The organism is Dokdonia pacifica, from assembly GCF_900188275.1.
Classification (GTDB): domain Bacteria; phylum Bacteroidota; class Bacteroidia; order Flavobacteriales; family Flavobacteriaceae; genus Dokdonia; species Dokdonia pacifica.
Map to the genome: position 1 here is coordinate 156,025 of NZ_FZNY01000002.1, position 11,145 is coordinate 167,169.

Here is an 11,145-nt window from a genome sequence, read left to right on the forward strand (position 1 = left end):
AGCCTTACATATCCCTTTCAGTACAAATTTGATTGATACGAAGGCGTAATTTACGTTCATAATCTTCTTGTAGCCAGTCTCTATAGTTTTGTGTATTATTCATGATACTATACGAATACTGTCTCACACGATACGCAATATCTTCTTTAAGCTTTCTAGCAAGAATACGAGCGTCAAAAACATCTTCACTATTCTCAATCACCATCATAGCGTGTTGCTCTACAGCATTATCGAGAGCGACTTTTGCTTTCTTACCTTCTGCTACTACCTTCTTATATTCTTTTTTGATATCAAAATATACCTTATCTGTATTTGCAAACTCTTTACGCAAATCTGGAGGCATAACGTATGCAAAATTACGTTCAATCTCTTCGTCACCAATTAGATTTTCTAAATAGAAATCTGGGAATTGGAAAATTTCTTTCCAATCTATAGGAGCTTCCCATAATCCAAAACGAGCCGCATTGTTTCCTAAGTCTAAAACTTTGAAATTCTTTTTATTTGGTAAAACACGAGAACCACGCCCTATCATTTGAAAATACAGCGTCAAAGATTTAGTTGCTCTATTCAGTATGATTGTATCGACTGTAGGTTCATCAAAACCAGTAGTAAGGATACTTACTGAGGTAAGAATAGCATCTGGAGTGTGTTTAAACCATTCTAAGATCTCTTTACGTTCTTTAGCACTATTTGTATTATCTAAATGTCGTATGGCATATCCAGCTTCTAAAAAAGTCTCCTGAACATATCTAGAGGTATTGATTCCATTATTAAAAATAAGTGTTTTCTTTCCTTTTGATTGATCTTCATAGGCTGCAAGTAACTTTTCTTGCATCGAAGTATCTGTATACAGGATGTCTGATGATTTTACTGTATAGTCTCCATTAATTCCCAATTTTAGAGAAGATAAACCTACATTATAGGAGATAGTTTGTGCTTTCGCCAGGAACCCTTTTTCTATCAAAGTAGGAATACTTTCACCTATCAGCAGTTCTTCATAGTTATCCTTCATAGGTAACTTTATATTTGAACTTAATGGTGTTGCTGTAACACCTAGGATAAATGATTTATGGAAATAACTAAATAGTTTTCTAAAAGAATTATAATGTGCCTCATCTATAATCACAAGCCCAACATCGTCAAAACTTATTTGCTCTTCTTGTAGTCTATTGGTAAGAGTTTCTACCATTGCTACATAACACATATAATCTTTGGCACCTTCTAAAGACTTTACATCACTAGAAATAATCATGTTGGGTACTTTAAACCCAGAAAGCATGCGTGATGTTTGTACAGAAAGCTCTATTCGGTGTGTAAGAATAACTACTTTCTTATTATTCTTTTCTATATATCTTCTTACAATTTCTGAAAAAATTACGGTCTTCCCTCCTCCAGTTGGAAGTTGATATAACAAATTGTAATCCATATTAGATCTATCCATGCAATCAAATATGGCATCAAGATCCTTTAATTGATAATCGTATAATTCTTTTAGTGGTGCTTTATCTTCTTGTATAATCTGGCTCAAAAATGAAGTTCTTTATTATGTTTAAATAGTAATCTTGCAAAACTAAGTGATTTTTACGCTTTCGCGAAAACATAATTAGAAAATCTCACAAGGGCTATCAACAATTAATCAACAAAATCGTTTGCAACTTCTTCAAAAAGATCGGTATTAGGCCAATTTTGTGATTCAGATTGATCTATGACTCCCTCTATTCTACTGCTAAATTCTTCTTTTAGTTGATAATAACTTACATATTGCATTACTTCTTTAAACGAAACAAGCATGCTTTTAAAGAATGCATCTGGCATTTTTGTAGCAGTATCACTATACGTTTGAGCGACTTCAATATTAAACAACATCAAATCACCTAGTAGTTTTGGGTCTACACCTAATAGTTTGTATTGCTTGATATATTTTTGCGCTACAGACCTTCTTTTACGTGCTCTTTTCCTTTTGGTTGGGAAATATTCGTTGCTAATTTTAATTTTCGCTTCTTCAATAAGCGCTTCTTCTTTAGGGTTAAATACAAAATCATAAAATGTCTTTACCTGCGGAATACGCTCATACAAATCTATAATCTGCTCTTTCAGTGCTTTTTCATCTAATGCATCTATATATTTTTTAAGTGCTCGTTTACTCATAAACTAATATTGAAATACAAACGAATTTATAACAAATTTTACTGGCAAAAAGCGATACAAAAACTTAAATTTGCAAACTACTAAATACTAAATCTACATCACCATATGAAAACACTTCAAAATTCTAAAGCCGTAAAATTGATTAACAAACTCATTGAAGATGTAGTTCAAAATGGTATTATCACAAATACCGTAGTAGAAGATTTAAAGGCTTTGCGACCATACACTATAGATGAGCAATTACCATTACTAGCAAAAGCAACACGTCTTTCTGCAGAACATATAGAAGAGCACGAAACATTTGATATTCCTATTCCACAGGATGAGCCTATTGAAGGAGAAGAGATAGAAGCTGTAGAAAGTGATCCAAAAGAGAGCCTACATTACTTTTTCTGCTTAATACGTGATATCAATAAGAAAGTAAACGAAGAAGAATTAAGAGAGTATGTAAAAGCACTAAACGAGTACTAAACACATCTCATCATCATACTATAAAGACCAATTATCATATGGATAGTTGGTCTTTTTATTTTTACACAATACCGTAATTAGATTACGGCATACCCACAAAATACCCTACATTGGGTATTTTAAAGGTTCTTGGAAAGCAGTAGGTTTATCCCATCACTATTTTAAACTTTTTAAAAAGAATTGAACCATGAAAAGAACCCTATTTATGATGTGCTGTTTAGGCATAACAATAATTAGTTGCTCTGTAGATGAAGAAGCTACTACTAGTACTACAGAAGACACTTTAACTACTTTAGAAACTCAACTCATACCAGATTTTCCAAACCCTGAAAACGATTATACAAGACAAGGTCTTTATCAAGGAACTATTGTAACCCAAGATCTTAGTTTTCATGAAAAAATCACATTAAACTTAGGTGACAATGGCTTTTATAATGCTAGAATAATCACTTCAGATAATCAGCAGTATATATTTAAAAGTCAAAATACTATAGAAGATTCTGTTTTGGATTTTGAAGGCGATCAAGGAACATTTTCGGTACAGTTTCTAGACGATAATAGCGTGAGTTTTACAAATGTTATCATCCATAATAAAGAAGCGGTAGCCACAGTATTTAAAGATCAAAGCTTTCAAAGGATGATGCCTTCATTAGGAAGCTTTTCAAGTACTGATAATGCTATTACTGGAACATGGGATTTTACATTTTCTCCAACAAGTTCTTTAGGGTACTCTATCACAACTACTACGATATTTATTAATCAAAATAGCGAGACATTTGTACTTGATATTTCTGGGAATTATCAACGTTTATGTAGCGCTCCTGGGACTCCAGTGCCTATTGGCGTTGTCAACTCTAGTTTTTTTAATATCCAAAGTTCAAATAATGTGCCTTTAGGAAATAGTGATCTAAACTTCACATTTGTTGCTAATAGATTAGAAGCTACTAATGTAGGATGCTTGGACCAACCATCTACAGATTTAAATATTACTATAGCAAATTGGAGCTGGAATGGTATATCAGGAACGTCTACAGTAGATACCTCTAGTCTTCCAGATTTTAGTGGTTTTTAGAATCATTTTAATATAAAAGTGGATGTCTAAAAAGGTATTATTTTTTACCAAACTTAACTTGTTTCGGTTTCTCATCATACTGATAATCTTTATAATGGGATGCTGAAATACATTCAGAATAACGTTGGTTCCTTTTTAGACACACTCTTTTATATCTACGAGCTTGCAGTTTTACTGGGTCTTACTTCAATTTTACTTGGTAATGTTCTTGGGTGCATTTGCAATAAATCTACCACCATTTGCCCTAGATCTTCTGGCTGTATACGCCAGTCTTTACCATCTTCAGGAGATCGTCCTCCAAAATGACTACTTACAGAACCAGGCATGATGGTAGTGACTTTTACATCGTCATTACGTACGTCAAGCATTAAGGCTTGTGTAAAACCAGTTAAGCCAAATTTACTAGCATTATAAGCAGTTCCTTTTGCAAAGAAATTCGTTCCAGCGAGACTTGAAATAGTGATGATATATCCTTTTGATTTCTTAATAGCTGCTAGGCTTGCTTTTACAGACAAGAAAACTCCTGTAAGGTTGGTATCTATCGTATCTTCCCATTGTGTAACACTCATATCTTCTATAGATGCAAAATGTCCTACGCCAGCATTAGCTAGTAATACATCTAACTGTCCAAAAGCTTCTATTACAGCTACAACAGCTTTCTCTTGACTCTCTAAACTTTTCACATCGGCTTGAATTCCTATGGCATTTGGACCTAAGCTTGCTGCTGCTTGTGTTGCAGATGCCTTACTACGTCCTGTGATAGCAACTTTCATTCCTTTGGTTAGTAGTGCTTCGGCAATCCCATACCCTATTCCTTTTGTGCCTCCTGTAATAAGAGCTACTTTCCCGTTTAATTGACTCATTTTCATTTTATTTTGAGGTAAAGTTACGATTGCTTTCGCGAAAGCGTATAAAGAATATATCAATTTTAACATCTTAAGAAATCACTAATAGATTGCTTATTCTTTTATCCAATAGTATCTTTGCAAAAAAATAAAACAATGCTCAAATCATTCCGAATTTTAAGTTTTCTAGAAGGTGTTTCGTATCTCTTAATTCTATTTGTAACCATGCCTTTAAAGTATATTTGGGACAATGGCTATCCAAATAAAGTGATCGGAATGGCACATGGGTTTCTTTTTCTTGCCTATATCGTAATGGCTATATTGATGAAACCAGAACGAAAATGGGACAACAAAACACTAACAATCGTATTGTTATGTTCTATCATCCCATTTGGAACTTTTTGGATGGATAAAAAATATCTAAGAGATTCCTAATTAACTAAAGAAAGGAATACTGATATAGTAATTTGGTTTTTCACCATTACTTGCTTTTACAGCATTTACAATAGGTAATACAAATGCAAGTATTCCAATGGCTATAATTCCTAGAATTCCTAATCCCAGAAGGAATACTGCTGGAATACATAGTATGGCATAAATAAAGATACTAATCTGGAAATTAATAATAGATTTCCCGTGCTCATCCATAGCGATCACTCTATCTTTATTGACTACCCATAAAATAAGTGGTACAATAAACCCTCCAAATCCTGTCACATAATCCAATAACTGCGATAAGTGCGTAAGGACTAATAACTGTTTATCTTCTCTAAGTGCTGTTTCGTGATGTACTATTTCCATGTTGATTTTTTGATTTTTTTGATTGATTTACACTATATAAGTAGCATTATTCTATAAAATGTTACAGGTTTACGTAATTTTGCTTTGATGAACACACAAGACACCATTGTTGCACTTGCAAGTCCTGCTGGAGCTGGCGCTATTGCAGTTATACGTGTATCTGGTCCAGATGCAATCACTATATGTACGCCTTTATTTAAATCGAAACGAGGAAAAGATTTATCCAAACAAAAAACACATACGATACATCTTGGTCATATTATAGATGAACAACGTGTGCTTGATGAAGTTTTGGTTTCCTTATTTAAAGGAACCAATTCCTATACAGGAGAACCTACTGTTGAGATTTCCTGTCATGGTTCTAGTTATATACAACAAGAAATTATACAATTATTACTTCGTAAAGGCTGTCGTGCTGCACAGGCAGGTGAATTTACCCTACGTTCATTTATCAATGGGAAAATGGATCTTTCTCAAGCAGAAGCCGTCGCAGATCTTATTGCAAGTGATAACGAAGCGAGTCATCAAATAGCGATGCAACAAATGCGTGGTGGTTTTTCTAACGAAATAGCACAGTTACGTCAAGAACTCCTCAATTTTGCTTCGCTTATTGAATTAGAGCTTGATTTTTCTGAAGAAGATGTAGAATTTGCAGATCGTACACAGTTTAAAGAATTGGTAGCACGTATCACCAAAGTTTTAAAACGTCTTATTGATTCATTTGCTACAGGAAATGTGATTAAGAATGGAATTCCCGTGGCCATTGTAGGAGAACCTAATGTTGGGAAGTCTACGCTACTCAATGCCTTGTTAAATGAAGAAAGAGCTATTGTTTCAGATATTGCGGGTACTACTCGTGATACCATAGAAGATGAGCTTACCATAGGCGGTATAGGCTTTCGATTTATAGATACTGCGGGTATTCGAGAGACCAAAGATGTCATAGAAGGTCTTGGTATTCAAAAAACCTTTGAAAAAATAGGACAAGCACAAGTCGTTATCTATTTATTTGATGCATCCCTCTCTGCCTTTCAGGCATCTCTTTCAGAAGGAGAGAAATATCAAGCTATTATCATAGAGATTGAGAAAATAAAGAATCAGTTTCCGCTGAAACCACTGATTATAGTTGCAAATAAAGTAGATCAACTTAGTGAATCAGAAATCAAAAATCTTCAATCAACAATCTCCAATCTACACATATTATCTGCAAAAAAAGGAATGGGTGTAGATGCGCTTAAAGCGAAATTATTAGACTTTGTAAACACTGGAGCATTGCGTAATGATGAAACCATTGTAACTAATTCTAGACATTACGATGCACTCTTAAAAGCACTCGAAGAGATTGAAAAAGTACAATATGGTCTAGATACTGATCTTTCTGGAGACCTCATGGCTATAGACATACGTCAAGCTTTATATCACTTTGGAGAGATTACTGGTCAGGTCACCAATGATGAGTTGCTTGGGAATATTTTTGCTAATTTCTGTATTGGGAAGTAAGTTATTAACTAAACAATTATATGTTTCTATTAGTTAAATACTTCTAACTCTAAATTGATTAATTTCACTATCTAAATATATCTTTTATAATATGAGCAAAGCTTTTTTATTTATTGTAATACCACTTTTATTTATTTCAATACGTTCCTACTCACAAAGTGATACAATTTGGTATGACAATAACTGGAAAACTGTTAATAAAGAAAAGGCTTCTTTTTTTAGATTACCTATCATAAAAGAGAACGATAAATATATTATATCTGATTATTATATTAATGAAACTATCCAAATGACAGGAACATCATTATCATTGAATGAAGAAATTTGGGATGGTGTTGTTAATAGATATTATGATAATGGTAACATACAATCAATATATAATTATAGTAAAGGAATATTAGAAGGGCCACATAAAGAGTTCTTAAGAAATGGAAATTTAAAAGGGATTGTTAATTATTCTAATGGAATATATAACGGTCAATTTGTTGAATACTATGAAAGTGGACAAATTAAGAGAACAGGGGATTTTAAAAATGGAGTAAAGCATGAAGATTGGGTTGCTTATTTTGAAGATGGTTCATTACACTACAAAGTATCTTATAGCTTAGGAAAAAGAGAAGGGCAACTAATTGAATATTATCAAAATGGTCAAATAAGAGGAAATGGGACATACATCAATGATAAAAAAAATGGTGCTTTTGAATACTATTTCAGTAACGGAGATATCATATCAACTTGTGAGTTTATAGATGATAAAATTAACGGGCGTTTATTTCACAATGATATTAGTAGAAATGTTATTGGTGAAGGTATATTTAAAAATGGCAATTTAATTAGCTATACCAGAAAATACAATAAACCAATTCGGGGAAGTAATTTTATGATGAAAGCTCGAATAGAAGACAACATTGAACACTGGGAAATATATAGAGATGAAAAACTTATAGTAACATCATTTTTTAAAAATACTCATAAAATTGGCAACTGGAAAATGTATGATATTGATGGAGAAAAATTATACAGGAGTGTTAATTATACTGACTATGCCGACTGTGAAACAATAATAGAAGTAGAGAGCAAAGAATTATCCTTACCTATATATGACCTCCCAAGCTATTATATTGATATTGAAAAACATAATATAAACCCTAGTTCATATATAGTAACTCTTGAAGGGTGTTTGAATGGTTTGTATAAAGAATATGACGTAGCAGGAAACTTATTATATGAAGTCAATTATAACAATGGAGTTTCTGATCCAGAATCAATTCGTAGATCAGACAATAAGAATGCAATCGAAATTCCAAACCCACTACTAACAATTAAAGAATAGTATTGTTATTTAAGAAAAGATACTCCAAAGATATTTGTAAAGTTATTCTACCAAAAGAAAACAAAATCCCCCACCCTACATACACCTCATAACGGTACAATCCCTTTAACTATAAGTATTATTAATATTTATTGGGTTGAAAAGTAGATGACTCTATACTATTACCTAACCGTCTAACTTTACATTAGATTCAAAAGCTGCTGTTACAATACGTATATAAAATGATATATAGGTGCTGTATAAAATCGTAAGGTTTTGTAGGGGAGCTAGTTACTTTATCGTAATTCATGAAAATCGAAATACATTTCTTTGAGATTTTTATAAATGCATATACTTTTAAGTTATACAAAACTAGTTTGTTAGACAGAAACTCTGGATGTCATTAAATAGATCAGAGTGTGTATAATTTAAAAATTTATTAGTATGTTAAAAAAGATTTCAAGTGTAAAAGGTGCTCAAAACTTAAGTCAAACAGCACAAAAGGAAATTGCTGGAGGAAGACCTCCTAGAAATATCTGCCATTCTGATGCAGAATGTACGTATCCGCAAAGATGTATCGCATGTATTTGTACTGCTCCTGGTGATCCAGTCTAATTAGAGAAAATATTGTTAAAAAGTATGAAAGCGAGCCTGTAGGTTCGCTTTTTTGTTTTAACTAATTAGGAATCAATCTTTAAAAGAAAAAAGCCTCCCATCTCTAGAAGACCTTCTCTCACTAAGTTTCAAATATAAATAATATTTATGAGTGTTATTTGTATTTAACAAAATGCTATTATACAGTCGGTTATAGACATGAATTATGATTCCTATAATTATAATTTATAGTAGAAATTTGCTAGATTAAAAATGTTTAACTAATTTTATATAATATTAAACAAGTCAAAGCATGGATATATTACAGGAAGCTTCAAACTTTGAAAATGCAAAAATGAGTCACATGTCAACAAGTGATCGTGTGGTAGCCTCTAGAGAAGCAAAACGCCTTATCCTTGCAATTAATGAAATCTATAAGAAAACTAAAGATTCAGAACTTATGGATATTATGAAACGACTTACTGCAAAGAAGAAGAAGATTGAAATACGTTTAAAAGGCAGACCAGATTCAGATATATAAAGGAAGTATCCTTTTTTACATTTATAAATTGTTATGAAAACTCGAAACACTTCTATAGAATAATAGAGGTGTTTCCTGTTTTATAAAATACATTTAATACATAGATAAAAATATTATGAACTTGATTAATAAAGCAAAAACTACATCTTCTATTCAAAAAAATACAGGACAATCATTATATGATATTACTATTAATAGTATAGATGGAAAACCTATAGATTTATCTAATTTCAAAAATAAAAAGTTATTATTTGTCAATGTAGCATCCGAATGTGGTTTTACCAAGCAATATAAAGATCTTCAAAAATTAAGTGATACCTACCCTACAGAACTTGTAGTGATAGGATCTCCTTGTAATCAGTTTGGGAAACAAGAACCTGGAAATGCAGAAGAAATACAAACTTTTTGCGAACGAAATTTCGGCGTTACTTTTTTGCTTACTGAAAAAATAGACGTTAAAGGCAGTAAGCAACATCCGTTATTTAAATGGCTTACGTCTAAAGAGTTAAATGGAAATAAAAACTCTAGTGTAAAGTGGAATTTTCAGAAATACTTAGTAAGCGAATCTGGCAAACTCATTGATTATTACTATTCGATTACAAGCCCTACAAGTCGCAAAATCACAAAGCATTTGTGATTATTTTCAAGGTGTAATTGTAGTAACTCTTTATGTAGAGGTAATTTATTATACGCTTTCGCGAAAGCGTATTAAGAAAGAATTGAATTAGAAACTGAATAAATTTGAACATTCGCTTGCTTTCCCCTCAGCATAATATCTCCTAAAAGTTCAACGTGATTATTTTTTAAATCTAATTTTGTCTTTAAACTCTCTGAAATCAATAATTCTTGTTGAAACTCATTACATTTTCCTTGTATTCTAGCAGCTGTATTAAGGGTGTCTCCATGATAAGCAATTTCCTTTTTATACTTTCCAACCTCTGTCGCTGCAACTACTCCATCATTGAGGCCGGCTTTAAAAAAGGGAACTAGGCTATAGTTTTCTTTATAATATTGCTGCTTCTTAAGTAATCTATTCTTAAAGTTAAAAAAAGCATTAATACAATTTTGATTTCGTAATCCATCTTCTAATTTCCAAGTTAGAATGGCCTCATCACCAACATATTGGTAGACTTCGGCTTCATTTTCTATTACCACGCCTAGGTCATTAAAACAGTCTCTGATAAGCATACTATACTTAAGATGCCCCAATCGCTCTGCATGTTCTGTAGATGATTGTAAGTCTAGGAACATAAAAATTCGATGCTCTTCGTGTGGAGTATAAAACTTACCTCGAAATATCTTCCATAAATTACTACCTCCTAGCATCAAATTAATTTGAGAAAAAGCTCCCATGAATGCATCTACACAAAACACATATATATAAATAGGTAAACTTCCATCATCAACTACAAAGTCTATAAAACTAATATCCACACTGAATAGCGGTGGTATAATGATATATGAAATTAAAATCAATATCAAAATAAAAAGAAGTGAAGAGGATATTCTTATAAGAAATAATTTACGGGCAGAAGCACGCTTGTAAATACGCTCATTAATATAAATTTGAGCATAACCAGAAATAGCACCAAATATAGGCCCCATTATGACTGAGTAAAGTACACTTGTTTTAAAATCAAAATCAAAAGCCCCATCTTCTGTAGCGCCTATACCCCTTATAATGCTTAGAAATATAAATGCTAATGTCCATCCTATACAATATGTAAGTATAATGGACCATCTATGTTTATTTCTAAAATTCATGGATCTTTTAAAGATTGATGTTTTAGTAAATTCAAAGTTATATAAATAATGTACTGCTATTAAATTAAAGATTATAAAAATAGCCTACGTATACGAT

Annotated in this window: 13 protein-coding genes; 8 read left to right on the forward strand and 5 right to left on the reverse strand. The window is 32.1% G+C overall.

Annotated features, from left to right (window positions below; translation table 11 throughout):
* Positions 1–4: 4 nt before the first annotated feature.
* Together CHB80_RS07990 and CHB80_RS07995 are read right to left on the reverse strand one after the other, a co-directional pair.
* Positions 5–1,528, reverse strand: coding sequence for a DEAD/DEAH box helicase (locus tag CHB80_RS07990; RefSeq protein ID WP_089370929.1), 1,524 nt, complete (start codon positions 1,526–1,528; stop codon positions 5–7).
* A 104-nt stretch (positions 1,529–1,632) separates the two neighbouring features.
* Positions 1,633–2,148, reverse strand: coding sequence for a DUF6155 family protein (locus CHB80_RS07995; protein WP_089370930.1), 516 nt, complete (start codon positions 2,146–2,148; stop codon positions 1,633–1,635).
* Between the two features lie 105 nt (positions 2,149–2,253).
* Between CHB80_RS07995 and CHB80_RS08000 the strand changes: the two genes are divergently transcribed.
* A complete protein-coding gene (locus CHB80_RS08000; RefSeq protein ID WP_089370931.1) occupies positions 2,254–2,619 on the forward strand; it encodes a hypothetical protein in 366 nt (121 codons plus the stop codon).
* Between the two features lie 187 nt (positions 2,620–2,806).
* On the forward strand, positions 2,807–3,691 hold the full coding sequence (locus tag CHB80_RS08005; protein ID WP_089370932.1) for a hypothetical protein: 885 nt from the start codon (positions 2,807–2,809) through the stop codon (positions 3,689–3,691).
* A 155-nt stretch (positions 3,692–3,846) separates the two neighbouring features.
* Here the strand turns inward: CHB80_RS08005 and CHB80_RS08010 are convergent, their stop codons facing one another.
* A complete protein-coding gene (locus CHB80_RS08010) occupies positions 3,847–4,554 on the reverse strand; it encodes an SDR family oxidoreductase (protein ID WP_089371319.1) in 708 nt (235 codons plus the stop codon).
* A gap of 138 nt (positions 4,555–4,692) precedes the next feature.
* Here CHB80_RS08010 and CHB80_RS08015 point away from each other — a divergent pair, with 138 nt between their 5' ends.
* Positions 4,693–4,971, forward strand: a complete 279-nt coding sequence (locus CHB80_RS08015; RefSeq protein ID WP_089370933.1) for a DUF3817 domain-containing protein — start codon at positions 4,693–4,695, stop codon at positions 4,969–4,971.
* Here the strand turns inward: CHB80_RS08015 and CHB80_RS08020 are convergent, their stop codons facing one another.
* On the reverse strand, positions 4,972–5,337 hold the full coding sequence (locus CHB80_RS08020) for a DUF4870 domain-containing protein (protein WP_089370934.1): 366 nt from the start codon (positions 5,335–5,337) through the stop codon (positions 4,972–4,974).
* An 87-nt stretch (positions 5,338–5,424) separates the two neighbouring features.
* On the opposite strand from CHB80_RS08020, the gene mnmE reads away from it, so the two are divergent.
* From mnmE to CHB80_RS08040, 5 genes are all read left to right on the forward strand, one after another.
* Positions 5,425–6,837 (forward strand): tRNA uridine-5-carboxymethylaminomethyl(34) synthesis GTPase MnmE, encoded by a 1,413-nt coding sequence (gene mnmE, locus CHB80_RS08025; RefSeq protein ID WP_089370935.1) that lies wholly within the window; start codon positions 5,425–5,427, stop codon positions 6,835–6,837.
* A gap of 91 nt (positions 6,838–6,928) precedes the next feature.
* Positions 6,929–8,170: a toxin-antitoxin system YwqK family antitoxin gene (locus CHB80_RS08030; RefSeq protein ID WP_089370936.1), complete on the forward strand. Its 1,242-nt coding sequence runs from the start codon at positions 6,929–6,931 to the stop codon at positions 8,168–8,170.
* A gap of 423 nt (positions 8,171–8,593) precedes the next feature.
* On the forward strand, positions 8,594–8,764 hold the full coding sequence (locus tag CHB80_RS24595; RefSeq protein WP_179218113.1) for a hypothetical protein: 171 nt from the start codon (positions 8,594–8,596) through the stop codon (positions 8,762–8,764).
* 292 nt (positions 8,765–9,056) lie between these two features.
* Entirely contained in the window at positions 9,057–9,284 is a 228-nt protein-coding gene (locus CHB80_RS08035; RefSeq protein ID WP_089370937.1) for a hypothetical protein, read from the forward strand.
* A gap of 115 nt (positions 9,285–9,399) precedes the next feature.
* Entirely contained in the window at positions 9,400–9,921 is a 522-nt protein-coding gene (locus CHB80_RS08040) for a glutathione peroxidase (protein WP_089370938.1), read from the forward strand.
* Positions 9,922–9,992: 71 nt separating this feature from the next.
* On the opposite strand, the gene CHB80_RS08045 is transcribed toward CHB80_RS08040, so the two are convergent.
* Positions 9,993–11,048, reverse strand: a complete 1,056-nt coding sequence (locus CHB80_RS08045; RefSeq protein WP_089370939.1) for an adenylate/guanylate cyclase domain-containing protein — start codon at positions 11,046–11,048, stop codon at positions 9,993–9,995.
* Positions 11,049–11,145 lie beyond the last annotated feature (97 nt).

Excerpts from the sequence above, each read along its gene's own strand:
- CHB80_RS24595 (WP_179218113.1), top strand. The coding sequence starts at position 8,594 with ATGTTAAAAAAGATTTCAAGTGTAAAAGGTGCTCAAAACTTAAGTCAA.
- CHB80_RS08045 (WP_089370939.1), bottom strand. The coding sequence starts at position 11,048 with ATGAATTTTAGAAATAAACATAGATGGTCCATTATACTTACATATTGT.
- CHB80_RS08030 (WP_089370936.1), top strand. The coding sequence starts at position 6,929 with ATGAGCAAAGCTTTTTTATTTATTGTAATACCACTTTTATTTATTTCA.
- CHB80_RS08005 (WP_089370932.1), top strand. The coding sequence starts at position 2,807 with ATGAAAAGAACCCTATTTATGATGTGCTGTTTAGGCATAACAATAATT.
- CHB80_RS07995 (WP_089370930.1), bottom strand. The coding sequence starts at position 2,148 with ATGAGTAAACGAGCACTTAAAAAATATATAGATGCATTAGATGAAAAA.
- CHB80_RS08000 (WP_089370931.1), top strand. The coding sequence starts at position 2,254 with ATGAAAACACTTCAAAATTCTAAAGCCGTAAAATTGATTAACAAACTC.
- CHB80_RS08040 (WP_089370938.1), top strand. The coding sequence starts at position 9,400 with ATGAACTTGATTAATAAAGCAAAAACTACATCTTCTATTCAAAAAAAT.
- mnmE (WP_089370935.1), top strand. The coding sequence starts at position 5,425 with ATGAACACACAAGACACCATTGTTGCACTTGCAAGTCCTGCTGGAGCT.
- CHB80_RS08010 (WP_089371319.1), bottom strand. The coding sequence starts at position 4,554 with ATGAGTCAATTAAACGGGAAAGTAGCTCTTATTACAGGAGGCACAAAA.
- CHB80_RS08015 (WP_089370933.1), top strand. The coding sequence starts at position 4,693 with ATGCTCAAATCATTCCGAATTTTAAGTTTTCTAGAAGGTGTTTCGTAT.
- CHB80_RS08035 (WP_089370937.1), top strand. The coding sequence starts at position 9,057 with ATGGATATATTACAGGAAGCTTCAAACTTTGAAAATGCAAAAATGAGT.
- CHB80_RS08020 (WP_089370934.1), bottom strand. The coding sequence starts at position 5,337 with ATGGAAATAGTACATCACGAAACAGCACTTAGAGAAGATAAACAGTTA.